General features: G+C 68.6%; 23 protein-coding genes. 7 read left to right on the top strand and 16 right to left on the bottom strand.

The genetic code is table 11. The annotated features are described in order from the left end of the window. Nucleotides 1–75: 75 nt before the first annotated feature. A complete protein-coding gene (locus MFF56_RS25535) occupies nucleotides 76–2,541 on the top strand; it encodes a DNA gyrase subunit B (protein WP_238231573.1) in 2,466 nt (821 codons plus the stop codon). 175 nt (nucleotides 2,542–2,716) lie between these two features. Further along, a complete protein-coding gene (locus MFF56_RS25530; RefSeq protein WP_238231570.1) occupies nucleotides 2,717–3,565 on the top strand; it encodes a hypothetical protein in 849 nt (282 codons plus the stop codon). A 7-nt stretch (nucleotides 3,566–3,572) separates the two neighbouring features. Here MFF56_RS25530 and MFF56_RS25525 read toward each other — a convergent pair whose 3' ends face one another. After that, a complete protein-coding gene (locus MFF56_RS25525; protein ID WP_238231569.1) occupies nucleotides 3,573–4,730 on the bottom strand; it encodes a DNA cytosine methyltransferase in 1,158 nt (385 codons plus the stop codon). 144 nt (nucleotides 4,731–4,874) lie between these two features. On the opposite strand from MFF56_RS25525, the gene MFF56_RS25520 reads away from it, so the two are divergent. Both MFF56_RS25520 and gyrA read left to right on the top strand, forming a co-directional pair. After that, nucleotides 4,875–5,402: a bactofilin family protein gene (locus tag MFF56_RS25520; RefSeq protein ID WP_238231567.1), complete on the top strand. Its 528-nt coding sequence runs from the start codon at nucleotides 4,875–4,877 to the stop codon at nucleotides 5,400–5,402. 38 nt (nucleotides 5,403–5,440) lie between these two features. Further along, the gene (gyrA, locus tag MFF56_RS25515) at nucleotides 5,441–8,131 is read left to right on the top strand and encodes a DNA gyrase subunit A (protein WP_238231565.1); all 2,691 of its coding nucleotides are present in this window, start codon (nucleotides 5,441–5,443) and stop codon (nucleotides 8,129–8,131) included. Nucleotides 8,132–8,204: 73 nt separating this feature from the next. Here gyrA and MFF56_RS25510 read toward each other — a convergent pair whose 3' ends face one another. From MFF56_RS25510 to MFF56_RS25490, 5 genes are all read right to left on the bottom strand, one after another. Beyond that, the gene (locus tag MFF56_RS25510; protein WP_238231563.1) at nucleotides 8,205–9,821 is read right to left on the bottom strand and encodes an amidohydrolase family protein; all 1,617 of its coding nucleotides are present in this window, start codon (nucleotides 9,819–9,821) and stop codon (nucleotides 8,205–8,207) included. A gap of 111 nt (nucleotides 9,822–9,932) precedes the next feature. Beyond that, nucleotides 9,933–10,601, bottom strand: coding sequence for a hypothetical protein (locus tag MFF56_RS25505; RefSeq protein ID WP_238231561.1), 669 nt, complete (start codon nucleotides 10,599–10,601; stop codon nucleotides 9,933–9,935). 4 nt (nucleotides 10,602–10,605) lie between these two features. Then, nucleotides 10,606–12,204 carry an extensin family protein gene (locus MFF56_RS25500; RefSeq protein ID WP_238231559.1) on the bottom strand — a complete coding sequence of 533 codons (1,599 nt, stop codon included), beginning with the start codon at nucleotides 12,202–12,204 and terminating at the stop codon, nucleotides 10,606–10,608. Between the two features lie 84 nt (nucleotides 12,205–12,288). Then, nucleotides 12,289–12,738: a hypothetical protein gene (locus MFF56_RS25495; RefSeq protein WP_238231557.1), complete on the bottom strand. Its 450-nt coding sequence runs from the start codon at nucleotides 12,736–12,738 to the stop codon at nucleotides 12,289–12,291. Nucleotides 12,739–12,753: 15 nt separating this feature from the next. Further along, nucleotides 12,754–13,191, bottom strand: coding sequence for a hypothetical protein (locus MFF56_RS25490; RefSeq protein WP_238231555.1), 438 nt, complete (start codon nucleotides 13,189–13,191; stop codon nucleotides 12,754–12,756). A 167-nt stretch (nucleotides 13,192–13,358) separates the two neighbouring features. Here MFF56_RS25490 and MFF56_RS25485 point away from each other — a divergent pair, with 167 nt between their 5' ends. Next, nucleotides 13,359–14,333, top strand: coding sequence for a hypothetical protein (locus MFF56_RS25485; RefSeq protein WP_238231553.1), 975 nt, complete (start codon nucleotides 13,359–13,361; stop codon nucleotides 14,331–14,333). A 120-nt stretch (nucleotides 14,334–14,453) separates the two neighbouring features. Here the strand turns inward: MFF56_RS25485 and MFF56_RS25480 are convergent, their stop codons facing one another. The 4 genes from MFF56_RS25480 to MFF56_RS25465 form a co-directional block, all read right to left on the bottom strand. After that, nucleotides 14,454–15,626, bottom strand: coding sequence for a lytic transglycosylase domain-containing protein (locus MFF56_RS25480; protein ID WP_238231551.1), 1,173 nt, complete (start codon nucleotides 15,624–15,626; stop codon nucleotides 14,454–14,456). A 2-nt stretch (nucleotides 15,627–15,628) separates the two neighbouring features. Further along, a complete protein-coding gene (locus tag MFF56_RS25475) occupies nucleotides 15,629–15,910 on the bottom strand; it encodes a hypothetical protein (protein WP_238231549.1) in 282 nt (93 codons plus the stop codon). Continuing rightward, the gene (locus MFF56_RS25470; protein ID WP_238231547.1) at nucleotides 15,910–16,911 is read right to left on the bottom strand and encodes a hypothetical protein; all 1,002 of its coding nucleotides are present in this window, start codon (nucleotides 16,909–16,911) and stop codon (nucleotides 15,910–15,912) included. The genes MFF56_RS25475 and MFF56_RS25470 overlap by 1 nt, the downstream gene beginning before the upstream one ends. A 142-nt stretch (nucleotides 16,912–17,053) precedes the next feature. Beyond that, on the bottom strand, nucleotides 17,054–17,779 hold the full coding sequence (locus tag MFF56_RS25465; protein WP_238231545.1) for a hypothetical protein: 726 nt from the start codon (nucleotides 17,777–17,779) through the stop codon (nucleotides 17,054–17,056). A 656-nt stretch (nucleotides 17,780–18,435) separates the two neighbouring features. Here MFF56_RS25465 and MFF56_RS25460 point away from each other — a divergent pair. Next, nucleotides 18,436–19,482: a site-specific integrase gene (locus tag MFF56_RS25460; RefSeq protein ID WP_238231544.1), complete on the top strand. Its 1,047-nt coding sequence runs from the start codon at nucleotides 18,436–18,438 to the stop codon at nucleotides 19,480–19,482. A 3-nt stretch (nucleotides 19,483–19,485) separates the two neighbouring features. Here MFF56_RS25460 and MFF56_RS25455 read toward each other — a convergent pair whose 3' ends face one another. From MFF56_RS25455 to MFF56_RS25430, 6 genes are all read right to left on the bottom strand, one after another. Continuing rightward, a complete protein-coding gene (locus MFF56_RS25455; protein ID WP_238231542.1) occupies nucleotides 19,486–19,878 on the bottom strand; it encodes a hypothetical protein in 393 nt (130 codons plus the stop codon). Nucleotides 19,879–19,895: 17 nt separating this feature from the next. Continuing rightward, the gene (locus MFF56_RS25450; RefSeq protein ID WP_238231540.1) at nucleotides 19,896–20,354 is read right to left on the bottom strand and encodes a hypothetical protein; all 459 of its coding nucleotides are present in this window, start codon (nucleotides 20,352–20,354) and stop codon (nucleotides 19,896–19,898) included. Between the two features lie 8 nt (nucleotides 20,355–20,362). Beyond that, nucleotides 20,363–22,816 (bottom strand): ATP-binding protein, encoded by a 2,454-nt coding sequence (locus tag MFF56_RS25445; RefSeq protein WP_238231538.1) that lies wholly within the window; start codon nucleotides 22,814–22,816, stop codon nucleotides 20,363–20,365. Between the two features lie 237 nt (nucleotides 22,817–23,053). Continuing rightward, nucleotides 23,054–23,323, bottom strand: coding sequence for a hypothetical protein (locus MFF56_RS25440; RefSeq protein ID WP_238231536.1), 270 nt, complete (start codon nucleotides 23,321–23,323; stop codon nucleotides 23,054–23,056). A 76-nt stretch (nucleotides 23,324–23,399) separates the two neighbouring features. After that, the gene (locus tag MFF56_RS25435; RefSeq protein ID WP_238231535.1) at nucleotides 23,400–24,182 is read right to left on the bottom strand and encodes a hypothetical protein; all 783 of its coding nucleotides are present in this window, start codon (nucleotides 24,180–24,182) and stop codon (nucleotides 23,400–23,402) included. A gap of 186 nt (nucleotides 24,183–24,368) precedes the next feature. After that, entirely contained in the window at nucleotides 24,369–25,067 is a 699-nt protein-coding gene (locus tag MFF56_RS25430) for a YcbK family protein (protein WP_238231533.1), read from the bottom strand. On the opposite strand from MFF56_RS25430, the gene MFF56_RS25425 reads away from it, so the two are divergent. Beyond that, nucleotides 25,051–25,622, top strand: a 572-nt coding sequence (locus MFF56_RS25425) for a hypothetical protein (protein ID WP_238231532.1), incomplete at its 3' end; no start/stop codon positions are given. The genes MFF56_RS25430 and MFF56_RS25425 overlap by 17 nt on opposite strands.

The raw sequence follows: 25,622 nt of genomic DNA, 5'->3' as shown, positions 1-25,622 counted from the left end.
TCTCATGGTCCATTCCTTTGTCAGGTGAACCCGCCGTTCCGCGCGCGGTCAGGCCGCGATACCCGAAGGATCCCAATGCAGTCCGAAGCGATGCCGGCCGTCCGGGATTCCGGCGCCTACGACGCGAGCTCGATCCAGGTCCTCGAAGGGCTGGAAGCCGTACGCAAGCGGCCCGGCATGTACATCGGCGACACGAACGACGGGTCCGGTTTCCACCACATGATCTGGGAGGTCGTCGACAACGGCATCGACGAATGTCTCGCCGGGCATGCCGACCGCGTGACGGTCGTGCTGAACGCCGACGGCTCGGTCACGGTCGTGGACAACGGTCGCGGCATTCCGGTCGACCCGCACCCGAAGTACCCCGGCAAATCGGCTGCCGAGATCATCATGACCGTGCTGCACGCGGGCGGGAAGTTCGACCAGAACTCCTACAAGGTCTCGGGCGGCCTGCACGGCGTCGGGGTGTCCGTCGTCAACGCCCTCTCGTCGCTGCTCGAGCTCACGATCTGGCGCGGCGGACGCGAGCACCACATGGCCTTCGAGCACGGCGACCCGGTCGCGTCCCTGCGCGAGGTCGGCGACGCCAAGGGGCGACGCGGCACGTCGGTGACCTTCACGCCGTCGCTGCGCACCTTCACCGGCGTCGTCGAGTTCAGCGCCGCGGTCGTCGAGCGCCGCCTGCGCGAGCTGGCCTTCCTCAACTCCGGCGTGCGGATCCTCTTCCACGACCGGCGGGTCAAGGACGTGGATCCGGTCGAGATGTACTACGAGGGCGGCGTCGGCGAGTACGTCGGCTTCATAGACCGCACTGCCGGGCGCGACCGGGTCATCGCGAGGCCGATCGTGGTGCGCACGGAGCGCTCCGTCGAGATCGAGGGCAATCCCGGCCCCACCCCGGTGGGCATCGAGGTCGCCCTGCAGTGGAACGACTCGACGACCGAGTCGATCCTGCCGTTCACGAACAACATTCCCCAGGAGGACGGCGGGACGCACGTGCAGGGCTTCAAGTCCGCCCTCACGCGCAGCTTCATGTCCTACGTCGAGCGCAGCCCTCTCAAGTCGAAGGCGGCGTTGTCGGGAGACGACCTGCGCGAAGGTCTGACCGCCATCGTCTCGGTCAAGCTGCCGGACCCGAAGTTCGCCTCGCAGACCAAGGCCAAGCTCGTCTCGAACGAGGTGTCCGGGCCCGTCCAGTCGGCCGTCGGCGAGGCGTTGGCCACGTGGCTCGACGAGAACCCGGCCGACGCGCGCAAGGTGATCGACAAGGCCGTCGAGGCGGCGGCCGCCCGCGAGGCGGCCAAGCGCGCCCGCGAGATGGTCCGGCGCAAGACGGTTCTGGAGGACGTCACCTCCCTGCCGGGCAAGCTGGCCGACTGCCGCGAGCGCGATCCGGCCAAATCCGAGATCCTCATCGTCGAGGGCGACTCGGCCGGCGGATCGGCCAAACAGGGGCGGGACAGCGAGTTCCAGGCCGTCCTCCCCCTGCGGGGCAAGATCCTGAACACGGAGACGGCGCGCCTCGACAAGATCATGAAGAACCCCGCCGTCGGGACGCTGGTGAAGGCGCTGGGCTGCGGCATCGGCAAGGCGAGCCACGATCCCGACAAGGTCCGCTACCACCGCATCATCATCATGACCGACGCGGACGTGGACGGCGCCCACATCCGGACCCTGCTCCTCGCCTTCTTCTTCCGGCACATGCCCGAACTGATCCAGCGGGGGTACGTATACAAGGCCGAGCCACCCTTGTTCTCCATCGAGAAGAAGGGACGGAAGACCTTTCTGCGCGACGACGCGGCGCTCGACCGGGAGCTTCTCCGCCTCGGAGCCGAGGGCATCGCCTTCCGCAGGGCCGACGGCATCGTCGTGGAGGGAGCGGACCTCGTCGCCGCGGCGGAGCGGGCCAAGATGGACGCGCGCCTCTTCGCCGCCATCGACACCGACGTCGGGCTGCGGCCGCTGTCCGACGCGCTCGTCGTCTCGGGATGGCTCGATCCCGTCCTCTGGCGGGACGACGAGTCCATGCTGCGGCTCGGCGCCGAGATCTGCGCGGGAATGCCCGCCGCCATGGCCGGGTCGCGCTGGTCCTGCGATCTGGAGCCGGAGGGGCTGCGGCTCGGGTGGACCGTCAAGGGCGTCGGTCAGGAGCGCGTCCTGCCGCGCACCCTCTGCGAAGGCGCGGTCGCCCACACGCTCGCCCGCCGACGCCAGCAGATGTCCGGGATCTACGGTCCCGGCGCGGCCATCCTGGAGCCATCCGGGGAAATCCCCGTCCCCGGGCCTTCGAGCCTGTTCGGCCACCTGCGCGACAGAGGCGGCAAAGGCCTCACGATCGGCCGATACAAGGGACTGGGCGAGATGACGGCGCAGCAGCTCTCGGAGACGACGCTCGATCCGGCCAACCGCTCCATCGTCCAGATCCGGGTCGAGGACGCCGAGGCGGCGCGCGCGAAGGTGGATCAGCTGATGGGCGCCAAGCCGGAGCCGCGCAAACATCTGCTGGAGACCCGGGGGCACCTGATCGAGATCGACGCCTGAGCCGTACGAAGCGGTACATTTGGGCCACTCCGGCAAGCCCATGTTTACCGACGGGGGCCGAAGCCGGGTGGCGCGGCGGGGTCTTTGTTGCTTCGACAAAACCCATCGGCTAACCCCGGAGCCGGGGGCCTCCGGCAGTCGAAGGAGTGCCGTTTGGGCGTTCCGGGAGCGTCGTTTGTCAACCGTCACGATCGGCCAGCAGGTCAAGGACTGGCACGGCTCGACCGTCTCGAAGGTCGCCAACAACGAGACGGTCCGCGCGCTCGCCCTGCAATGGCAGCACATCCGCTCGGAGCGCGACCCGCTCGTGGAGGATTTCTGGCACAAGCCCCAGGCCGGCATCGCGGACCATGCGATCGTCCTGCTGAAGGGTCGACGCGACTACACCTACTTCCATCATGGCAAGGCGCTGCAGGAGAAGGTGGGCTTCGGCATGCAGGGCAAGACCCTGTCCGAGCTGCGCTCGCCGATCCAGCGCCGCATGCGTGAGGTCTTCGACCGGTGCACGAAGGAGTTCGAGCCGGCCTACTTCCAGTGCTTCGACGAGTACGAGCGGGACGGGACGCTCTGGGGGTATCTCTGCCTGCCCGTGATCACCTCCAGGGACATCGAAACCCTGTCGATCGTGATCTTCTGCCACTTCATCGAGGACAAGCCCACCATCTTCCGGTCGCTGTTCGACCGGTCCGCCAGCGCGATCATCGTGGCCGAGCCGATACCCAACAAGTTCGGGCAGATCGAGGACGCCTGGATCGTCTCCAGGAACGAGCTGGGGGACCGCTACTGCCGGAACCACGCCACGGGGGCCTTCGAGGTCTCGCTCCGCGCCACCCACCTGTTCAACCTTCCCAACGTCTGGGAGACGGTCGTCGAATCGGCACCGCGGGGCGTGAGCCACATCCAGATCGCGCATCGGGACCCCTCGAAGCCGATGCTTCAGGTCGCCGCCGAGATGATCGACGAGCGCCTGGTCCTGCGGATCTCGGAGATCGCCGAGGTCTCGGCGACCGTGACGATGGATTGAGCCGGCCTCAGGCGGCCGCGCCGAACAGATCCGCCCCGCCACCCGCGGACCGCTCGACCGCCACGAGATGGCTCCACACCGCATCGAGGAAGCCCGGGACGAAGTTCATGCGACCCCGGGCCGCCCGCGCGAGGAAGCCGCGGGTGGCCCGGGGCGACAGAGGTTCGGCGTCCGGCAGGTAGGCTTCCAGACGTTCGCGCGGGCGCCAGAAGGGAAGCGTACCGATCGCGGCCCGGTGCCGTCCTCCGCGGGGACCACCGCAGGCCGCCGTAGGCCATGAGCCGACCAAGCTCCCGAACGGAACCGTCGAGGGCGGCTGCGCGAGGCCGGGCGAGGCCAAGCGACGGCCGATCCATTCCGCCACGGGCAGCGCGACGGCGTTGCCGACGATGCGCCAGCGGTGCTCCTCTCCGCCCGCCGCCTCGGTCTCGCCGACCCGCATCCCCTGAAGACGCTCGGCGTCGCGTAGGCCGACCTTCACGACGCGTCCATCCGGAAGGAGGACGGCCGGGCCCGAAGGTATGCCCTTGGCCGAACCGCCCTGGATCGGAGGCGTGCAGTGGGGAGCCCAGCCCAGCCCGGAGGCTCCGCGGGTCCAGTAGAAGCCCGCGGGATCGCGCCCCAGCGCGAACGGAAGGGCCGGCGCCGGGACGTCGCCGGCGAACAGCACCTGCGACGGGTCCATCGTCCGCGAGGCCAGCATGAAGAAGCGCTCCCGCCTCTGCGGAAGCGCGCATCGGGCGTCGACGATGCGGTAGGCCCAACGATAGCCGCGGTCCTCGAACGCGTCGGCCAGGGCCGCGACCCAACGGCCGCCCCGCATCCTGACGAGGTTGGGCACGTTCTCCAGGAGGACGTTCGGTACCGGGTTCGCATCGATGAGACGGAAGATCTCGTGGACCAAGCCGGACCGCGCGCCGTCGAGGCCGGCCTTGCCGCCGGACAGGGACAGGTCCTGACAAGGGAAGCCCGCGGCCAGCAGGTCGGCCTCGGGCAGGACGCGAAGCGCGGTCACATCGTGCTCGACGGGGACGCCCGGGAAACGCGAAGCGAGGACGCGGCGTGCCGACGGCGACACCTCGCAGAGCATCCGGCACTCGTGGCCACCGGCTTCCAGCCCGGCCTCCAGAGAGCCGGACCCGGAGAACAGTCCGATCGTACGCATGTCACCGTTCCTTGCCGCAGCACCATCGCATTGCCCGACGAGGGGTGCAACGCAAGGAACTGCATCCGCCAACGAAGGAACGAAACGTTGACACCCCGGCCGAAGCGACGTTAGCTCGTCCGCAGTGTCACGGGAGAAGAAGTCATGACGTCGGCGACGACGACGACCGGCGAACTGGCGGTGCTGCGGGTGGGTCCCCATTCCAAGCAGAGGGGGGACCTCGTCCACGACGGCCTGGTCCTCGTCGAAGGAACTGCCGTCGGTCGGATCCACGCCCGCGAAGTGCGGGTTCTGTCGGGCGGGTGCGTCGACGGCGTCATTCATGCGGACGTGGCGAAGTTCATGGGCAGCTTCCGCGGTTCGGTGCGGGCCGTCGCGGTCCTGATCGGAGCCGGGTCGGAGATCCAAGACGCGGACATCATCTGCGAGAGCATGGGCATGGAGATCGGCGCCACGTTCGAGATCCGGTCGGCCCGAAAGCTTGCGCCCAACGCCGTCCCGCGCTTCGACTACCAAACATCCATGGCCCGCCTGAACCCGGCCGTGCCTGGGCAGACGGGTTTCGAGCCGCGCAGGGCAACCCTTTCCGTGGTCGAGGGCGGCGGGCGCATGCAGGCGGAGTTCCCGTCCGGGACCGCCGAAGCCCGCCCCCTCGCCGCCTTGCGCGGCTGACGCAGCACCAACGATCTCGGTATCGGAGCATCCCGGCGATGGAAGTCGAAGGCACGGACGTCGGTCACCCCGAAGTCGAGGACGGCGCCGCAGCCGCCAAAAGGATCTCCTTCACGGCGGAGATGGAGGAGTCCTACCTCAGCTACATGATGTCGACCGTCACGGCGCGCGCCCTGCCGGACGTGCGCGACGGCATGAAACCGGTCCATCGGCGCATCATGTTCTCGATGGCGGAGAGCAACTTCACCGCGGACCGGAAACACGTGAAATCGGCCAAGGTGGTCGGCGACGTGATGGGTCAGTACCACCCGCACGGCGACACGGCGATCTACGACGCCATGGTCCGCATGGGGCAGCACTGGTCGCTCCGCTACCCGCTGATCGACCCGCAGGGCAATTTCGGCTCCATCGACAACGATCCGCCCGCCGCGATGCGCTACACCGAGTCCCGGCTGGCGCGGCTTTCCGCCCACCTCGTGGCCGATCTCGACGAAGGCGTCGTCGATTTCCGGCCGAACTACGACAGCAGCCTGAAGGAGCCCGTCGTCCTGCCGGCCCGCTTTCCGAACCTCCTGGTCAACGGGGGCATCGGCATCGCGGTGGGCATGGCCACCAACATCCCGCCCCATCATCTCGGCGAGACCATCGACGCCTGCCTGCTGCGGCTCGACGACCCGGCGGTCACGCTCGACGAGATCATGCGGGTCATGCCGGGTCCCGACCTTCCGACCGGCGGCGTCATCCACGGCCGCGCCGGCATCCGCCAAGCCTTCGCCACGGGGCGGGGCGCGATCCGCGTCTCGGGCGTCGCATCCCTGGAGGACGGCAAGGCCGGGCGCCGCAGGATCGTGATCACCCAGCTGCCCTACCTCGTCGTGAAGTCCGATTTCGTCGAGAAGCTCGCCGAGCTCGTCGAGGAGAAGAAGGTCGAGGGCATCTCGGACATCCGGGACGAATCGTCCGACAAGGCCGGCATCCGGGTCGTGATCGACGTGCGCAAGGACGCCGACCCGGCCGTGGTCCTCAACCGGCTGCGCGAGAAGACCGACTTCGTCACGAACCTCAACGTCAACATGACCTGCATCGACAGCCGGGGCCGTCCGCGGACCATGGGCGTGCTGCAGGTGCTCGGCGAGTTCGTCGAGTTCCGGCGCGAGGTCGTCCGCCGGCGCACGATGCATCGCCTGGAGAAGGCGCGGGACGACCTGCACCGGCAGATCGGTCTCTACGCGGCCACGCTGCGCATCGACGAGATCGTCGCTCTGATCCGCGCCTCGGTCGACATCGACGAGGCCAGGGCGGCGCTGCTCGCGCTCGACTTCGCCACCGGCGGCGGGTTCGCCCAGCTGCTGGGCGAGGTGGATCCGGACGTGCCCGTCGGCGAGACCTTCCGCCTCTCGGATGCGCAGGTCCGCGCGATTCTCGAGATGCGCCTCTCTCGTCTGACCGGCCTGGAGCGCGACAAGATCGCCGAGCGGGCGCGCGAACTCTCCGTCGAGATCGGCGGCCACCTGGAGATCCTGAACGTCAAGGCGGTCCTGGACGGGGTCGTCCGCCGCGAGCTCGAGGAGATCAGGGCCGCCTTCCCCGAAGGGCGGAGGACCGTCATCGAGGACTCGCCCCTCGACGCTCTCAGCGACGAGGATCTCGTCGAGCTCAAGGACATCGTCGTCACGGTGACGGCCGGCGGCTACGTCAAGCGCATGGATCTCCCGGTCTATCTCGGCCGTCAGAAGGCGGCGGACGAGGCCGTCGAGGATCCGGTCGCCACGACCATCGTCTGCACCACGAAGACCCCTCTGCTGTTCTTCACGAACCGCGGCCTCGCCCACTCGGAGATCGCCCACAAGCTGCCCGAGGCGGCCCCGAACGTCCGCGGCCGGGCTCTCGTGAACTTCCTCGAGCTGAAGGCGGAGGAGAGCGTCCAGGCGATCGTCGCCCTGCCCGACGACCGCGCCGCGCTGGAGAAGCTGTCGCTGATCTTCGTCACGGACTTCGGCACGATCCGCCGGAACGACGCCTCCGACTTCGCCCGCGTGAACAAGGGCGGCAAGGTCGCGATCAAGCTGGAGGACGAGAACGGTGAGACCCAGGGCAGACTCGTCTCCGTCCTCCTGGTCTCTCCCGAGGACGACGTCGCCCTGGCCTCCAGGGACGGCATGTGCTGCCGATTCAACGTGGGCGATCTGCGGGTCATGAAGAGCCGCGACTCCGTCGGGGTGGCCGGCATCTCCCTGGGCCGCAAGGACAAGGTCATCGCCGTCTCGGTCCTGCGCCACTTCGAGGCGACCGGCATCGAGCGGGAGGCCTACCTCGCGGGCGGCAGCACCCGGACGAAGGACGAGACGACGGGGGAGCCCGCCACGTTCGACCTGCCCTCGGACCGCATGCTCGCGATGCAGGAGGCCGAGCAGCTGATCCTGAGCGTGACGGAGAACGGCTTCGCCAAACGCACGTCGAGCCACGCCTACCGGATCACGGCCCGCGGCGGCCAGGGCGTGGAGGCCGCCAAGCTCGCCGAACGCACCGGGGATCTCGTCGTCCTGATGCCGGTCGAGGAGCAGGACGTGCTCGTCGTCACGACCGACGCCGGCAAGACCTTCCGCACCAGCGCGGCGGAGGTGCCCATCATGGCCCGCGGCACCCAGGGCACCCGGGCGTTCGCGCTCGAGGGCAAGCAGAGCATCGTCTCGGTGCTGAAGATCGCCGCCGAACCGGCGGCGAAGTAGTCCCATCGGGACGAAGACGGGCATCGCGGAACGGAGACGTTCCCGGTGCCCGTCTTCGTCCGAGGGCGGCCGGTCAGAGCCGATCGCGCAGGAAGGCCGGCAGATTGACGTTGTCCCGGATCCGGCCCCTGAACGAGGGATCGTCGATCTCCGTGAGTGGAGGCAGGGACAGGCGCCGGATCAGCGTCTGGTCGATCTCCGAGGCCTTGTCGCAGTTCTCCCGGAGCCTCCCGAGGTCGGGGTCCAGCTCCAGCTCGATGCCCCAGGGCGCATCCAGCAGCGCCTTCGGCAACCGCCCCTGTTCCGCGAGCCTGACCAGGAAGCAGGTGTCCGCCGCATACGTCCGCGCGAGCTCCGGCATGTTGGCGAGGCCGTAGGTCAGCTTCGCGACCGCGCTCGCCAGCGACAGACCGTTGAGCGTGGGACCGGAAGCCTCCGCGAGATCGAGCGTGTAGGCTTGGCCGCCGATCCGGACGGTCTCCTGCTGCTCCGGAGCGAAATGCAGAAGGCCGCGGCGTCCGAGCCTCGGGCGTCCCGCGACCATGACGGCGAGGATCTGGTTCTCGACGGCGGAGACGAGTTGCTCGTACGGCTCCTCGAAGTCGCCGGCCAGGATGAGAAGGTCCGCGCGCTTGCCCTTCTCGATCGAACCGACGAACCCATCCCAGCCCAGCATGGCCGCAGGCGTCGAAGTCACCATCCGCACGAGCGCTTCGCACCCGAACGGTCCGCCGAGTTCCTCGTCGACGATCCTGGCGACTTTCAGCTCGCCCAGCAGGTTCTTGCTGCCGCTCGGGCTCCAATCCGAGCCGAGCGCGATTCGGACGCCCCCCTTCAGAGCCGCCTCGACGTGGGCCGTCCGGCCGTAGAGCAGGAAGTTGCTCAGCGGGGACCAGACCATGCCGGCCGCGGCGGACAGCCTGCCGAAGTCCTCCGGGCGCAGGCCCGTGCAGTGGATGGCGATCAGATGGCGATCGATGGCCCACCCGTCGCTCCCCATGTCGAGATCGAGGAAGCGGCGTCGAGCCTCCGCATCGGTGCCCTCGGCGAGATGGTAGAAGAACGGCCTCGATTCCCGCAGCTTCTCCAGGATGTCCTCGCGGATGAAGCGGGGCCGGGCGTCGTCCGTCCGGCCGTGGGCGACGGGCCATCCCTCCTCTCCGGGATCCTCGACGTTGCGAATCAGGCCTCGATAGAACTCGTCGCTGCGCGATAGGCCCTGTGCCGTCGTCGTGCCCCCGAAGAGGGCGCGGCATTCGACGTAGCGGGCGATCGCGCGCTGATAGTCGAGATCCGGGTTGGATCCGAGGACCTTGGCCGGCCAGCGGATTTCGGGGGCGTAGCGGGCGTAGTCGTTCCGCCACTGCATGCGGTTCGTGTAGCGCTGCGGGACGTCCCATAGGGGCAGCATGTTGTAGGGCAGGTGGTTGTGGAGCTCGATCAGGCCGGGAAAGATCGTGCCCTGCGTTCGGATCGGCTTCAGTTCGCCGAACTCAGCCGGCAGCTGTTTGGCGTCGCCCGCCACCGCCGCGATCGTGTCGCCTTCGATGCAGACGAACCCCGCCGGATGGACCGTCGACGAGCCGTCCAGGGTGACGATCCTGCCCGACAGGACCGTTCGTTCCGGGCCGGCGGCCAGCAGGCGCGGTTCCGGCGCCCCTTCGTCCCCGACCTGCAGAAAGCGACCCATCGCAGCGCCCTCCCCGTGATCCGGCCCGGGATGACGCTTCGTCCGTCGGCGAATCGCCCCGGGCCTTTCGGATGATGATCGGACGCTGGCCGGTGGTGAAGCGGCTGGGCCTCAGGGTTTGGGGACGGGGGGCGGCGACATGGAAGCGCGCCTGATCTCGTCGTGGCTGCGGCGGACGTTCTCGTAGGAGACGAAGCGACCGTCCTCGTAGCGGTGGAAGCGCACGCCGTCCTTCTCGGAGATCGTCGCGATCCGGCTCGGCTGTTCGTCCCAGCCCCGCTTGACCGCCACTTCCTGGGTCCTGACGTCCAGCAGGATGCGCCACGTCTTCTCGTCGTCGAACGAGAAGACGATGGTGCGGCACCCCTCGGTGTCGGCGCAGGTCGACGGGCAGGTGATCTGGACGACCATCTCGTCGAGGCCGTCGCCGGTGAGATCGACGGGCACGAAGGACAGGCCGATCGGGTTGCTCTCAGCCAGTGCCGGTAGGATCTGCCCGAGGAGCCCGTCGCGCACCAGGACGTAGTCGGGTGCCGTCGGATCCTGCCTTATGAACATCTCCAGGACCTGGAAGCCACGGTCCTCGGCGAGATACGTGTCGATCTCCATGCCGATGTCGTCGGCGGTCCATTCGGGGTTGCCGGCGACCTCGCCCGGCTTCTCCAGCTCCTCGATGTTCGGGACGTTGCTGGCGGCCGGGAGCTCGAGTTCCGCCGGCCAGGTCGGCGAGGCGGCCGCCGCGAGGGCGAAGACCGCCAGGATCATGCGGATCGGCTTCATCGCTTCAGATCTTCGGCGCGCAATTGTCGCGCGTCCCCAGGTGGATGTGCCCGACGATCAGCGGGTTCGCCTTCGACTTGTACCACCAGGGGGTCAGGATGCAGCGGAAGCCGGCGCCTGGTCCTCTGGACGTCACCGCGAGATACGTCGGATGCGAGCGCGTGGTCCAGGAAGGGCTCCAGGTCCCCCCGTTTCCCTGCCACTCCGACACGTCGAAGGCGACGCCCTCGCCGTGTTCGGACAGGCGGCTGCGGGCGCTGGCGGATCCGTTGTGGATGCCTCGGCAGACGAACCCGCCCAGGGAGGTCACCTTGCTCACGCCGATCTGGGAGGAGAGCTTCTCGAAGGCTTCGGCCGTGTTGCAATTCAGGATGACCCCGGGGTTCGACAGCGTCGTCCGGGAGAAGCTCTTGACCGCCATGGCGGTGGGAACCACGCAGTTGTAGCCGCCCGCCGACTTCGTGATCTTGTTCAGCCTGGTGAACTTGACGCCCATCTTCTCGAGGCGGTCGTAGCAGCCCGGATCGTCGGCCTTCCCAGCCGGGGTCGCAGGAGAGCCGTCCGAGCTCGTGCCCGAACCGTTGCCGCCGCCCTTGCCGTCGAGGTCGTTGAGCTGGTTGCCCGAGTTGAACGCCGGCTCATCCTTGGCCTTCGAACACGCGAGCACGTAGCCCCATGACATGGTGCCCTGGGCGTCGGACTGCTTCGCGCATTTGTCGCGATGCTGCCCCGTGCCGCGCCCTTTGGCCCACCGCTCGGCCTCCTGGCACTTCTGCATTGTCATGAGATACGGCTTGTAGGTGTTGCAGAAGGCCTGGATCCGTGCGGGGAACCGGCCGCAATCGACCCCCTGAATGATCTGCATGGTCGGGGGGCAGGTGCGCGATTCCGCGTTCGTGCTGCCTTGGTCGTTCGGCTTCTGCCCACCTTGGCCGCCGCCGTTGCCGCCACCGCCTCCGCATGAGCCGCCCGACGCGGCGGAGCCGCCCGTGATCGACGAGACGTCGAATCCGCTGCCGCTTGTGATGTAGTCGCCGATGCACTTGTTGTTGCCGTCGGTGCCGGCGCCCCCGGAGCAGGACATGCCGTTGGCGAAGAATTGCTTCATCCGGACGCCGCCGAACTGCATCCCCTTGAGAAGGCCCGACTCGGTGATCGTCGTACCGTTGTAGCTCTGGCCGACATACTTGTCCAAGCCGAAGGATTTGATCTGCGACCAGCCGTTGCTCAGGTACGCATTGTAGGCGTTCTCCTGGGCGGCGGCGTTGCCGAGAAAATCGGCGTTCGAATTGATACCGTCCTTGCCGGTCCAGGTGATCTGGTTGTTGCCGCTGTTTCCGTCGAACTTGGCGTAGCCCGCGTCGATCAGGGCCATCTCGCCCATCTGGTATTTGCCGAGATAGCCGAACTGGTTCTGCGCCTGATAGCCGCCCGAACCCTGGGACTCGCTTCCGGCCACGTTGCTCTTGAACGCGTCCGCGCCGCAATTCTGCGAGCCGCCCGACCCGGTGGCGCCCCCGGCGTCGGTCGCGCCTTGAGCAGCCGCGATCGTGCCGGCGCTCACCGTCAGCGCGGCGGACAGAAGGAACGCAGCAAGCCTCATGATGTCCTCAGGAAGGAACCAGTCGCAAGCTTGCAGCCAGTCGGCGCGGAATGCCAGCCCTCCCTTGAAGGAACGGTTCGAGCCTCAGCGCTTGGGCGGGATCGCGTAGGGCCGTCCACAGGCGACGAACGTGTCGGCGTCGGTCGATACGAAGTGACCTTCGACGTTCGTGCAGACCTGCCCGGCATAGATCAGGCGGCCATCCTCGAGGATCCGCTCGGCGCAATCCTGGCTGCCGCACATCGCGGGCGCGGCCAGCATGGTGAAGGTCAGCGTGCGACCGTTGGGGAACTTGACGCTGGTCGCGTAGATCTCGCTCGGGACCTTGGCGCCGTCGAGCACCGCGGCGGGGATCTGAGACAAGGCGTCCTGCCAGAACCGGGAGTACTCCGCGTCTGAGGCGGCCCGCTTCGCATATTCCAGCTTGATCGCCGGTTTCTCGGGTCCTTCCCGGGTGATGGACTGGGCCGTCGCGGCCGAGGCGGCGAGCAGCAGCAGAGCGACTGCGCGGACGAGGGGGCGGACGAGGGTCATCGCGATCGAATCCTTTCAGTGCGGCGCAGTCCATGTGGCGAGATATCGTCCGGAACGGGCGCATCCCTCGGTACGCTCGAAGTCGATGCGCACGACGCCGCCTCCCTGGTCGCTGAAGAGGATGCGTCCGTAGCGCCCGACCTCGCCGACGAGGCGTCCGGCCCCGACGACGCCCGCCGATCCGGACGTCTCGCATTCCGGCATGGGCAGCGTTTCGTCCGGCGTCACGCGCTGCGACGTCAGCGAGACCCGGTACCCGTCGCCCGTGCGGTCGAGGTCGACGAACGGCAGCAGGAAGCTGCCCGTTCCGGTACCGTCGCTCTCCTCCGGCTGAAAGGCCAGCTGCACGGATGGCGCGCTCCACCAGGGGCCCAGGGCCGGGTCCCGATCGACTTCGCCGGCGGCCGGCCCGGCGACGAGGAGTGCGAGAAGCGTTGGTGCAAGGCGGCGCATGGTCGGATGCTACACCGGAGGCCTTCCTTGCGAAACACCGAAGGGACCGGAACCGCCCGTGCGGTTAACGTTCCGGCAATATCCCATTCCTTTGCGGCCTTGATCCACATGCGGTTCCATGCTGTGGTCGATGCCGTGCGAAGGAATGGAGCGGACAGCCGGAACCGATGAGACCGCTCGTCCGACTCTCGTTGACCGTTGCCGCCGCCGCACTTCTCGCAGGCTGCGTATCGCAGCATGGCGTAGGAACGACCCAGCGGGCTTCGCCGGCCGATCCGCCGGCCGGATCGTCCAAGGTCGATGCCGAGGTGCGCCGCATCTTCGCCGTGGCAGGTCTCGATCCGAACGATCCGCAGAGGGCGCGAACGGTCGACCGGCAGGCCGTAGGCACCGTCCTGGCGGTCCGGAGCGGTGGACGCAAGGTCGGCATGGCCGTCGCTCGGCTCGGGCGCGACCAGCTCCTCCTTCAGGACCCCGAGGCGGTGGCGCGTCTGGTTCCGGGCGCTGACGAGCAGAGGCTTTCCCGTGCGCTCTCCGGCCCCATTCCGACGGCGGGCTCGGTCCCCGGTGCGCGGATCGCCTTCGACCGACGCCATCTCGCTCTCTTGATCGAGGCCGACGGCGGCGCCGAGCGGACGATCGCCGCGGCTGACCGCTTCGTCCCCTCGATGCGGATCGGGGAGCCCGTTCCCGCGGACGTGGTCGCGTCCGCGCGGGCCGGACGGGACTTGGCGGCCCTTCCGGGCGCCGAACCGAACGATGGCCTCGTCGCGTCTCAGCCCGAGCCGCAGGCTCCGCCTGCGGCGACCGCGGGCTTCGAGCGGAACCCCTTCGCCTCCCTGTTCCAGGCCCGGGCGCCCTTGCCCGCCGCCCCGGCGGCGCCCTCGGAAACGCCGATCCATCCGCAGCCGCCGGCCCAGTCTCCGGAGCCGTCTCTCGCCGCGGTCCGGCCGCCCGCTCAGGCCGGCTTGCAGGGCTCGGGGCCGGCAATCGTGACGGTGGCCGACGACGTCTATTCCGCCGCTCCGGTCGCGAGGAAGCCGCCCGCGGCGGCGCTGGGATATGCTCCCCCGCCGCCGATCGAATACGGCGAGGCGTCGCCCGAGCATCCGCCGAGCGCTCCTTCCGTCCGACGCTGGTAGGCGGAGCGTCGCGAAGCGGGGCGGTCGGCGCCGTTCGGGTTTTCGACGCCGCGGGGAACGTCCCGCGTGCCCGAGGTTCGGCGGCGCTCGGGTCGAAGCGCCTTGCGCATCGGGCCGGTTTCAGTTGCCGGCGGATGCTGACTGGACGTTCTTCTTCGCCAAGTAGACCAGATAGTTGGCCACCACCTTCTTGACGTAGCTGCGGGTCTCGAGGAACGGGATCTCCTCGACCCAATCTATGACGTCGACGGCTCCGGTCCGAGGGTCTCCGCGCGCGGCCATCCATTCGTTCACGCGCTGCGGGCCGGCGTTGTAGGCGGCGACCGCCAGGACGGGATTGCCGGCGAACTGCGCCAGCAGCCCGGCGAGATAGTTCGATCCGACCGCCACGTTGTAGTCCCGGTTGATCCGCATCTGGATCGGATCGATGGCGACGCCTGCCCGACGCCCGACGTGCTGCGCGGTCCCCGGCATGACCTGCATGAACCCCTGGGCGCCCTTCCCGCTCGTCTGGATCTGGTCGAACTTCGATTCCTCGCGGGCTACCGCCCACACGAGCTCGCGCGGACCTCGCGGATCGGTCCACCCGATCCGCACCTGGGGCCAGCCGCAATCGACCAGCGAGATGCCGCTCCGCTCGCCCTGGCGCGCGAGATCGACCGCGTAGTCGTAGGCGCCGATCTCGTTCGCCACGCCGCAGCCGATGACGAGCCGGCGCGCGTCTCCCGAAGCGATGCGCCGCAGGGCCGCGTTGCGCACCGCCTTGTCGCCGGCCGCCTGGGCCGCTTTCGCCAGCTGACCCTCCGTGGTGGCCAGGGCCGCCTGGACGTCGCCCGCCGTCGCGAGCCGTCGCGCGGCGGCGGGCAGCTCGATCTTGACGCCCGCTCTCGCGGCGGCGGCTTGGCCGTAGAAGGTGTGCGCGTGCTGCGCGGCGGCGTGGTAGGCCTTCCCGGCGTCTTCGGAACGACCCATGGCCGAGAGCGCCCGTCCGAGCCAGAAGCCCGCCTTCGACTTCTCGGCCGGCTCGTCCGTCAGCATCGCCATCTGCTTGAAGTGCTCGGCCGCGAGGTCCGCGCGGTTCAGGTAGCGAAGGGCGATCATGCCCGAGAGGAAGCTCCCGTCCATCGCGTGCCGTCCGGCCATGATGCCGCGGGCCGCCGCGTAGGCTTCGACGACGGCGCCGCGGTGGGCGCTGTCCATGGCGACGTTGCGGAGCCGGGCGAACTCCTTGCTCTCGGCGGTTGCCGCCGTCGGGACCAGGGCGATCGCCAGCGCGGCGAGAAGGCGCTTCATCGTCAGCGGTCTCCGATCTCGATCGCGCGGGCCACGAGCCGCGTCAGGGCGTGCGTCAGGGCGATCCTGGCGGCGTCGCGGGGCGCCGCCGCCGAGACGCGGGCGACCGGCGTCACGGTCTCGCCGTCCGATCCGAGTGCCTCCACGACGAGATCGTCGGCATCGGCCGTCACGAGCACGTCGAGGATGGAGACGCAGTCGGGAGCCCTCTCGGCCTGGAGATCGCGCACCCGGTCCAGCGCGTCCCCGATGGAGGCGAGGACGTCGTCGAGCGGCCCGGGCATCAGACCGCCTCCGCGGCGCGCGGGCAGACGAACGTGCGGTTCTTCTGCTTCTCGTCCTGCTGTCGGAGGATGCCTGCGGCCGTCAGCCTGGAGAAGATCAGACCCGCGCCGCGCCCGGTGATGTCCAGGGTCCGCGCCGCGCTGCCGATGGAGGAGACCGGGTTCGAGAGCAGGTAGTCGACCATCGGCTCGACGAGCGGCGATCGGCGGCGGTAGCGGCGGTGGACGTCCTCGACGAGGTTGCGGCGCAGCCGCTCCACGTCGCCGATCTGGCGGCCCGTGGCCTCGAGATCGAGCTGCCAATGGGCGAGCAGCATGCGCAGGAAGACGTCGCGATCCTCGACCGTATCCATGAGCGTGCCCCGGTGCTGGGCGAGGCCCCGGGACAGTCCTGCGGGGAAGCCGATCGTCCGCTGCGAAAGCCGCAGCGACAGCACGCGCACGAGCCGGCGGGCGTGGCGATCCGCTTGGTTGAGATCGGGTCGTCGCAGGACCCAGCGCAGGAATTCGGCCGCATCGGCCGGCTCGCCGCTCCGCTCCGCGTCGGCGAGGGCCTCGGCCATCGATTGGACGATGGCCTGCATGTCGGCCGCCGTCTCGACGCCGGCATCGGAAAGGTTGGCCGGGTCGGGACGGAGGGAGCGGCCGCCGCCGAGGAGGCCCGCCGCCATGTCGTCGGCGAGGTCGAACAGATCGGCCGGGCCGATGGCCGCTTGGCGCAGGCCGGCTTCGCGGACGAGGGAGGCATGCGCGGCTCTCGCGAAGCGGGCGCTTTTCCCGACGTGGGTGGCCGCGTCCTCGGAGAGCAGGCGGCACAGCTCCTCCATGGCGACGGGCGCGAAGCCTTCGGCCTCGGTGGTCCACAAGGCTTCGCGTCTGCGCCTCAACGCGTCGATCGCCACGCCGAGGCCGGAGGCGTCGTAGGCGGCGGAGGCGCGTCCGGCGTGGAAGACCGTCCGACGGAGTGCGGCCTGGACGGATGCTTCGATGGAGAGGGCCATGCATCCGAGATGACCCGGATCCGGAGGGTTGTCGAGCCGTTCCTTCGTACGCCGATTCATTCCTTCGATAGCAAAAGCCCGGGACTGGGTCCCGGGCTTTCCCGATCCAGGCGGACCGGGTCGGTCGGCGGTACGGAGCGTCTCAGGCGATCGCGGCCAGAGCGGGCGCGGGCTGGATCTCCTGGCCGCTGTGCTTCAGGCCGAAGGCCACGAGCTCGCGGATGCTTTGGCCGATCGTGCCGGCGAGGTGCGGGAGCGGGTACCAGCCCTGGGCGCTGTCCTCGAAGCACTCGGCGACGATGGGCTCGATGGCGAGGAGCATCGGCTCCATGCGCTTCTCGAAGTCGCAGACGTGCTGGAGCGTGCGGCGGCCGTCGATCTCGTCGAACGTCTTGTAGAACGCGTGATCGACGATGCCGTCGTAGAGATAGACGTGCCCCCACTCGTTGGGGCCGGCGGCGACGCGCCAGTCGTCCCGGTTCGACAGCAGGAGGAGCATGGCCGCGGTCGTGAAGAGCAGCTTGCCTTCATCGCCCCGGTGGTCGGCGTCGGCCTCGCGCTCGTACAGCACCTGCCCGACGATCCGGGCGCAGACGAGGTCGCTGAGGGTGCGGGAGCGGGCGAGAGCCTCGAGGTCCTGTCCCTCGCCGACCTCGACGACGATGTCGCCGGCTTCCGCCGAGGGGACGGCGTTGTCCATGTCGCGGGCCTCGCGCCACGTGATGCCGGGCTTGTCGACCGCCACGACGTGGAACGAGGTCGACTGAAGGGAGATCATCTCGCGGAAGGTCGCGGACAGGATCTGGATGGCTTCGCCCATCATGTTGGGCGCGGAGGGGGCGACGAGAGCGATGGTCGGGATCGGCATCGGAAAATCCTGATTCGTATCGTTGGGTTCAGATGAGCAGAGCGGTCTGAAAATCGCCAACGGCCGGTCGCGGAAGCTCCTCCCCCGAGGGGTCGGGCGCCGCACGCTCTGAAGACGGGAGAGTTTCCGATGTCGTCCTCGACCCGGCACGGATGCACGGATCGGTCGTTGCGCCGGAGCGCCTCGACTGTCGACGGGGGGAAAGGCCCGGCGACCAACGGAAGTCCGCCTTCGGAACACCGACGTCGAGGCCCTGGAAAAAAGGGCGGGCCCCGCCGTACCAAGGGAACGTATCGTCCCTTGCGTTCCGTTTACTAGGATCGGTTCAGAAACTGAAAGCAGGTATACCGGCGGCCGCCGGGGCCTCCTAGTCCCCATTTTTGGGGACCCCCGCGGGGCGGGTCGGTCGGCCGCATGTCCGATAACTGAGATTATCGGACAGCCGGACCTGGGCTCCGATCGCCCGTCCGCCCAGGGGCGGGCAGCGGCCCGCCGGCGCCCATTTCAGGCTTCGGTAGGGCTAATAACCGGTATCCGTTAACGGAACGTAAACGCGCTTCCGTTCCGTTGCGAGCCTTCTTCGAGGGTTTCCCGCTCCATTCTCTTGCGGTTGTCAGCGCCGCGCCTCATCCTCCTTTGAAATCAGGAGGTTGACGGTGTCTGCGGGGGCGCTTCCGAGCGTGATGGTCGATGGTCGGGCGGCGGCGCATGCCTTCGACGGACCGGAGGCGCGCGCCCGGCTCGCCCGCATGGTCGAGGACGGCACTCCGAAGAACACCGATCGGGCGTACGCGGCCGACCGACGCTATTTCCGCTCCTGGTACGAGATCTCCGGCTTCGGCGAGCCCGAACTGCCGATCCGGGCGGACATCCTGATCCGCTTCGTCGTCGACCACTCGGAAGGCCTCGACCCTCGGGTGGACGCCGCCCTGGTCGCGTCCGGCGTCAAGGCGAAGCTCGGTCGTCTGAGGATCTCCACGATCTCCCGGCGCATGGCCTGGGTGGCGACGTGGCATCGCAGCAACGGGTACCCCTCCCCCCTCTCGGGAGGGCCCGTGCAGGAAGCCCTGCGCATGGCCCGCAAGGCGGCGGCGAGGCGCGGCTTCCGCCCGACGAAGAAGAAGGCCGCGCTGCGCGAGACCGTCCAGACCCTTCTCGCGAACAAGGCCGCGCCTACGGCCGCGGAGATCCGCGACGACGCGATGATCCTATTCGCCTTCGCCACCGGCGGTCGGCGCCGGTCCGAGGTCGCGGAGGCCAGGATCGAGATGCTGGAGGAGGTCGACGGGGAATACGTCTTCCATGTCGGCATCACGAAGACGGAGCAGGAAGGCTCGACTCGGACCGTGCCGGTGGCCGGCCGCGCGGCCGGCGCGCTGCGCGCGTGGCTCGGGATCGTCGGCGCATCGGACGGGCCGATCTTCAGACGGGTCGAGCGGGACGGCCGGATCGGAACCCGCCGGCTGAGCGACCGGACCGTGGCGCGGGTCGTTCAGCGACGGGCGGCTGCCGCGGGGCTCGATCCCAAGGCGTTCGGAGGACACAGCCTCCGCTCCGGCTTCATCACGGAGTCGGGTCGGCAAGGGAAGAACATCTTCGACGCGATGCAGCTCTCCGGTCACAAGAGCATGCAGTCCGTCGTCGGGTACCACCAAGCCGGTGCCGCCCTGTCGAACGAGGCGGGCCGGCTGATGGACCTCTGATCGTCAGGCCGTCGGCGCGGCCGCGGCGGGCACGAGATCCCGGGCGGTTGCCGTGGCCCCGAAGCGGGCGACGTCCGCCGACCCCATCCGCTCCCACGCGGCGCGCGCGAGATCCTGGAGGTCGCCGAACTCGTGGTCGGGATCCTCGTCCGCGCCGTGCTGACGGGCGGCGAGGAGCCACGTCTCGGGGTCGGACCGATCCAGGCCGGACTGCCCCTCGTCGAGGTTGAATTCGAGCTTGTCCTCGACCCGGGGATCCATGGCGACGGCGGCGCGCTCCGCCTCGCCGAGCAGGCCGCCGATCGTCCCGACGATCGCCCTGAGCGCCTCGAGCTCGGCGCGGCTTCCGCGGCCGCGCGCCTCGGCGGCCTCGATGTAGGTCTCGATGTCCGACATGGTCCGTCCTGCTCCGATCAGGCGGCGGGCGCCGGCGATGCCGGCTCGTCCGCATCCTCTTCCTCGTCGTCCTGGTCCGGCGGGGGGCCGAGTTCCTCCGAGAGCTTCTCCTCGGCGGCGTCCGGGTCCCACTCCTTGAGGGCGGCCCAGCGTTCGACCAGGACGACGAGGTCCGTATCGGCGTCGGGCGACTCCCGGCTGACCTCGACCGCGTCGAGGGTGTGCCAAGCGTGGTCGAGCGTGGGGTGCCAGAAGCCGTTGACGACGAGCTGGAGCATGGACATGCCGACGTCGGCCGGCACGAACTCGCCGCCCTGCGTCAGCTTGGAGACCAGCACGGCGGCCTGCCCGACGGAGATCCGGCCGGCGTAGACCGAGCGGTGCGTGTGCTTGTGGTTGCTCCCGTCCGTGTAGGTCCAGGAGATCCGGGTGTTGGGGCCCGGCCCTTCGACGTCGATCAGCGGCTGGCGGGGCATCGGGCACCTCACATGGCGGGAGACGGTGCGCAGGCCGCCGCGAGGGCTTCCGGCGGCGGGCCGACGACCTCGGACTCCAGCATGTCCAGGCGCTCGCAGTCCAGGACCGAGGTCCCGTCCGGGCCGCGCAGGCTGGCGGCGGCCTCGATGTCGCGCGGCAGGCAGGTCATCAGCACCTCCCCCGGCCGCGGGCCCGGCTCGTCGTCGAGGGCCTGGATGCGGGTCCGCGCGCCGGCGAAGACGACGTCGACCGCCGAGACGGCGGCGTCCATCGACCGGTTCACCTGGCGCAACCAAGCGGGAGTCATCTTGCCGAGCATGAATGTCAGGGCGCCGGCGAAGCGCTCGTTGTGGCTGTCGGGCGCGACCACGTGGGCGACCTCGTGCATGGCGAGCGAGATCAGCTCGGCGCGGTCGTTCGGCTGCGAGGGGTTGAAGGCCAGGGAGAAGTCCTCGTCCTGCAGCGGGTTGAGGAGGAAGTAGCGGGTCTCGTCGGCGCTGTCCGGCTGCATGTACTTGGCGAGCGCGTTCACCCAGCCGTCCTCGCCGGTATGGGGCTGGTACTGCCAGGAGGGATGGCTGAAGCAGAAGCCGGCCGCGTACGGGAAGGGCTTCTGCCGGGGTTGCGTCTGCATCAGGAGCTCGACGCAGGCGTCGACCGCGACCTGCCACATCGCAAGGATCTTACGCGGCTTCATGCCCTTGCCGCTGGCGGGATCCCAGTTGCGCGGATCGGCGCGGCCGATCGCCGAGAGCAGCTTGGTCCGGCGCTCCTTGGCCTTCTCGGCACCCAGGCGCTCCGCGTCCGGCCTCAGGTGCTCCTTGAGGATCGGAACGTCGTGAAGGTCGCTGAGCTTGTCGGCGTGTCGGCGCGACTCTGCGAGATCGGCCTGCAGGCGGCGGTCCCGCAACTCGTTGCACAGGAAGGCCAGCATCGCGCCGTCGGCGACCTCGAGGGCCGCGCTCTCGCCGCTCCGCTGCAGGGTGGTGAGGAAGTTGCTCGCCTGGGTGCCGTCATGCCAAGTGCCGAGGAAGGTGGCCTCCAGCGCCGGCGACGCCTTGAGGGCGTCGAAGAACGCCGCGAAATCGGCGCGGGGCACGCCGCCGATGCCGTCCTTCAGGAAGTCGTCGAACTGCCAGCGCTGAAAGCCGACGTAGTCGCGCTTGCGCGGCGACGTCGGGGGCGGGTCTTCCCCCTGCACTCCGTCCTCCGTGGCGGCGCCCGAGACGTGGACACTGCCGGAGAAGTCCATCGCCGGGCGCCGGGCGACGCGCCGCCCGCGACCGCCGGCCAGGACCGTGAAGTGCTTGGCCTCCTTCTTCTCCAAAGCGGCCCGAGCATCCGTGGACATCATCTTCGCGAAATGGTCGACGGCCCGCTGATAAGCCTCCTTCAGACCGTCGCGATTCGAGGTAAGCACTTCCCGCGAGATGGCCGGCTCGATCTCGATGACGAGCTTCTTGGGGCTGCCGTAGATCGTACGCTTGAACATCGATGCGCCAGCGACGCGCACGACGAGATCCTCTCCCGTCTCGTCCGAGACCAGGATCCTGCCGAAGGCCACGTCCTTCTTGCCGTCCGGCCGGTCCAGCAGCTTGATGTGCGGGTTGTCCTTCCAGGCGTCCGGGATCTCCCGCTCCTCAAGGGTGGCCAGGATGTCCCTGCGCGCCTCTCGCTTGCGAGCCGGGCGGACGCGTTCGACACCGTTCACGACGATGCGGCAACGCAGATCGCTCTCGGTGAGATATGCCTCAAGCTTCTCCTGCATCATCGCGATGGTGGGACGGCGGGACGCCCTGTCGCCATGCAGCGGATCGAGGTCGACCTCGAAGCGGCAGCCCTTGAAGAAGCCCGGGGCGGCCGCGAGCGCGGCGGCGTCCGCGTATCTCGCGTCGGCGGCCGCCTCCAGAAAGGCCTTGTCATCCGATGTAGTGGCCAGTGCGGCGCGGGAGCGTTGGTTCATGGCCCAAAGCGCCAACCTGCGGACCGCCTCCTCGACGTGGTAGGCCTTGTATTCGCTGCCGTCGCCCTCGACCAGAAGGTCCTGGGTCCTGATGGAGTAGCGGACTTGGCTGAAGGCCTGAAGGATGCGGGCGCGCCCGAAACCGCCGATCACGTCCTGACCCTTCTTGGTCGAGGCACCGGCCGAAAAGTAGACGTGGCGCACGACGTCCATCGGCATGCCGCTGCCGTCGTCCTCGAAGACCACGCGCGTAATTTCCCTGGCGCTGGGGTCGTTCTTGTGGAAACCTTTCGGCGTTCCGGTACCTATGGTAATATTGATATTCTTTGAGCCCGCGTCAGTACTGTTTTGAAAGTACTCCCGCCAAAAGGCCATGATCCAGTCATTGTTGTAGGCGCGGTCCCTCTCGCCGACATGGAATTCCTTCGGCACATGAAGCTTGTCCGCGTCGTCATCCTCCAGGGCGGCCAATACCTCCTGGTCGATCTCGAGGGACATGGATCAATTCCTTCGAACGGATGGGAACGGACTGTCGCGATCGCGCCTGAACGAAGGAAAGGTCGGATCGATGCAAGGCGCAAGAAGGGGCCAGCGGCCGGATCGGCGAGGAGCGGCCGAAACCGTCCGCCTCCAGCTAGCGGCAGCTGCCGAGGGGATGCAGGACCGCCCCGTCGATCTCCGCTCGCGGGGTTGGGCCGCGAGCGGCGACGAGTTCCGCGTCTACGCCGGATCGGGCTAGAAGGCCGCCGCCAAACGCAGGCGCGCCGTGACTTGGCCGGCGACATGGCGACCGAGGACCCGGAACAGCCGGACCGACATTCCGTCCTTCAGATCCGCCATCATGGAAGGAGCGAGCAGACCCGGAACCCGGGATACGGTTCCGTCGTCGAGGCGGATCGCCATGCGACCGTCGTTGCGCAGGAAGATCGTCTCCGCGCGGTCGAGCTCGATCTGATCGTGGGCCAGAGACAGTCCGGTCTCGGGGTTTGCGAAGGCATCGATCATGGGGCGCTCCTTGCGTCCACTTCATCCTTCGCGAGGAACCCGCAATGCGCAAGGCCGAGGTTCGGCCCTGGGCCCCCTACGGACGAGGCCCCTGGAGGACCGCCGCATCGGGATGCGGTTCGGCGCCTGCCTTCGCGAGCACCTCGTCCAGGATCGAGAGCAGGTCGGCATCCTTCGGCAGCCGGATGCAGGCCCTGCCTTCCGGCCCCCAATGCTCGCTGCCAGGCGGCCACGCAGGTTCGAAGGCGGAAGGCACGTCCACGACGTGGAAGTCGGCGAGGTGCATGTGTTCGACGCCGATCCGACCGTCCTTGCCGAGATCCGCCAGCAGCACGACCGAAGGGCGTTCGCCGAGATCCCGCCAAGCGATCCTCGCTCCGAACTCCTCCAGCGTGGCGGCGAAAGCGGCCACGCGTTCGCGGAAGGCGACCATCTGCGGCGAAGGCACCAACTCGATCACGGCGGGCCGGTGCGGCGCGAGTCGTGCCGAGGCGGCCGTTCGCGCCGAGGCGTAGTCGACTGCCCTGGCTTCGCTGCGCGGGATCTCTTCGACGAGCCCGCGATTGACCATGTCCCTCAGCACCGCGTCCGCAGGCTGGCTTCCGTAGTCCTTTTCGAGGGGAGGCTTGGGCGGCGAGAGCCGCGCCGGTGCCGCGGATGGCGCGCCGTCCCGCCGATCGGCGACGTAGAGTCCGCCGACGAGAGCATGGAATTCGTCTCCAGGCTCCGCGTTGAGGGCGTGGTGAACGTTAGTGATGGCTTGGGATCGTCCGATCCAGGTATTGGAAGGACTTTGTCCGGCCTGTCGGTAGTACCGGAAGGGCTGCAGGGTTCTGAAAAACGAATTCCGTGCCGACACGGGAGCCTCCGATCGCATTGGGCTCCGAGCCTGCACCGAGCCGTCGCAAGCCACAATCTACGGGAATTCTCAGGGAGACCGCATCCGACCGTGGTCCGCCCGCTGCGGGACCTTGAGGGCGGAGGGCGCTTGAGCACAGGGCATCGTCATAGCACAAGCCCTGGTTATCTCAGGTATGGCTGTCGCCTAATACTTCATGCCCCAGGATCTGTCCGGGTCTCCGGTATCCATATGGATGAAGTTGTTGTATAGCGCCACTGCGCCGATGTGAAACCCCTTGGCGACGCGGGCGATCTCCGAGAGCGTGGCGTTGGGGTTCGGGATCAGATAGTCGACCGCACGAGCCTTGGTGTGGAAGGACTCGCGCGCCGCACCCACGCCCGTCCGCCGGAGCATCTCGTTCGTCGCGCTGGTCCGATAGCCGGAATTGACCTTCACGTACCCGTCGCCGACGAAGGCGCGCTGCAGCACGTAGAGAGCGGCGTACAGACGTCGATCGTTCTGGACGACGAGGTTCTGTCGAAAGTCGCGGAGCATGTAGTCGGCCTGGACGAGCCCGGTCGGGTTCCAGTTGGAGCCGACGAAGAGATCGATGGCGAGTTTGTCGCCGGTGTTCGTGTTGTGAAGCCGGAGCGGGATCGACTTCGCGTCCGCGGCGGCGTCCTCGGTCAGTAGCGCGACGAGCGCCGGCAGCGAGAGCGCCGCGGCCGCATAGGCGCCGACCGGCAGCCCCGTGACGGCGCCTGCCGGCGCCACCATCGAGGAGGCGAGGCCCCTCATAAAGGAACGACGGGTCAATTCCGACGACATTGGATCGCAGAACCATTCCTTCTTACGATGCAATGGAGCTATCATGATTTCTTGCCCGGTGCCAAGCGCCGACATCGTCGAGCGAGTCCGGAGAAGTTCCTTGGAGGCTCTGCCCTACGTCCTCGAGGAGGTCCGGATCCTCGCCTCGGAGCGGCCCGGCCGTCATCGTACGCACCTGTCCGCCCTGTGCTGGCGCGAGGTCGGGGCCGGCCCGGTCGCGCGGTGGCTCCGGGGCCGGCTCGTGTTCTCGTCGGGCGCGCCCGACGCGCCCGCCGCCGACGAAACGGCGCTGGCCCTGCCGAGGCGTCTCGACGAAGTGCCCTGTCCGGTGCGGCACTTCATGGAGCGGATCGAGACGCTCGTCGCCGACCGGAGGCGGGTCCTGGCCCTCCTGGGCGGCGTCGATCTCGTCGTACCGGTCGATCCGCCTTCGCTGCGGATCCCCTTCGAGGCCGAGCCGGCGGAGATCGCCGCCGCAGCCGTCGCCGCGCGCGCCTTGTTCCTCTGCGGCCCGTGGCTGCCTGAGAGCCTGTTTGAGGACGAAACCTCAGGCTGGATTGTTGAGGGCGTTGGCGGCCATGAGGCAGGCGACGCAGGCAAGACGGCCGGTCGCGACATCAAGGCGGCCGG

The sequence above is a fragment of the Methylobacterium hispanicum genome, from assembly GCF_022179285.1.
In the GTDB taxonomy this organism is placed as follows: domain Bacteria; phylum Pseudomonadota; class Alphaproteobacteria; order Rhizobiales; family Beijerinckiaceae; genus Methylobacterium; species Methylobacterium hispanicum.
Note: the sequence above shows the minus strand (reverse complement) of the source record. Positions and strands in the feature narration are given on the sequence as shown.

Bases quoted from the DNA above. Each gene is read 5' to 3' on its own strand.
- MFF56_RS25535 (WP_238231573.1), top strand. From the start codon at position 76: ATGCAGTCCGAAGCGATGCCGGCCGTCCGGGATTCCGGCGCCTACGAC.
- MFF56_RS25525 (WP_238231569.1), bottom strand. From the start codon at position 4,730: ATGCGTACGATCGGACTGTTCTCCGGGTCCGGCTCTCTGGAGGCCGGG.
- MFF56_RS25520 (WP_238231567.1), top strand. From the start codon at position 4,875: ATGACGTCGGCGACGACGACGACCGGCGAACTGGCGGTGCTGCGGGTG.
- gyrA (WP_238231565.1), top strand. From the start codon at position 5,441: ATGGAAGTCGAAGGCACGGACGTCGGTCACCCCGAAGTCGAGGACGGC.
- MFF56_RS25510 (WP_238231563.1), bottom strand. From the start codon at position 9,821: ATGGGTCGCTTTCTGCAGGTCGGGGACGAAGGGGCGCCGGAACCGCGC.
- MFF56_RS25505 (WP_238231561.1), bottom strand. From the start codon at position 10,601: ATGAAGCCGATCCGCATGATCCTGGCGGTCTTCGCCCTCGCGGCGGCC.
- MFF56_RS25500 (WP_238231559.1), bottom strand. From the start codon at position 12,204: ATGAGGCTTGCTGCGTTCCTTCTGTCCGCCGCGCTGACGGTGAGCGCC.
- MFF56_RS25495 (WP_238231557.1), bottom strand. From the start codon at position 12,738: ATGACCCTCGTCCGCCCCCTCGTCCGCGCAGTCGCTCTGCTGCTGCTC.
- MFF56_RS25490 (WP_238231555.1), bottom strand. From the start codon at position 13,191: ATGCGCCGCCTTGCACCAACGCTTCTCGCACTCCTCGTCGCCGGGCCG.
- MFF56_RS25485 (WP_238231553.1), top strand. From the start codon at position 13,359: ATGAGACCGCTCGTCCGACTCTCGTTGACCGTTGCCGCCGCCGCACTT.
- MFF56_RS25480 (WP_238231551.1), bottom strand. From the start codon at position 15,626: ATGAAGCGCCTTCTCGCCGCGCTGGCGATCGCCCTGGTCCCGACGGCG.
- MFF56_RS25475 (WP_238231549.1), bottom strand. From the start codon at position 15,910: ATGCCCGGGCCGCTCGACGACGTCCTCGCCTCCATCGGGGACGCGCTG.
- MFF56_RS25470 (WP_238231547.1), bottom strand. From the start codon at position 16,911: ATGGCCCTCTCCATCGAAGCATCCGTCCAGGCCGCACTCCGTCGGACG.
- MFF56_RS25465 (WP_238231545.1), bottom strand. From the start codon at position 17,779: ATGCCGATCCCGACCATCGCTCTCGTCGCCCCCTCCGCGCCCAACATG.
- MFF56_RS25455 (WP_238231542.1), bottom strand. From the start codon at position 19,878: ATGTCGGACATCGAGACCTACATCGAGGCCGCCGAGGCGCGCGGCCGC.
- MFF56_RS25450 (WP_238231540.1), bottom strand. From the start codon at position 20,354: ATGCCCCGCCAGCCGCTGATCGACGTCGAAGGGCCGGGCCCCAACACC.
- MFF56_RS25445 (WP_238231538.1), bottom strand. From the start codon at position 22,816: ATGTCCCTCGAGATCGACCAGGAGGTATTGGCCGCCCTGGAGGATGAC.
- MFF56_RS25440 (WP_238231536.1), bottom strand. From the start codon at position 23,323: ATGATCGATGCCTTCGCAAACCCCGAGACCGGACTGTCTCTGGCCCAC.
- MFF56_RS25430 (WP_238231533.1), bottom strand. From the start codon at position 25,067: ATGTCGGCGCTTGGCACCGGGCAAGAAATCATGATAGCTCCATTGCAT.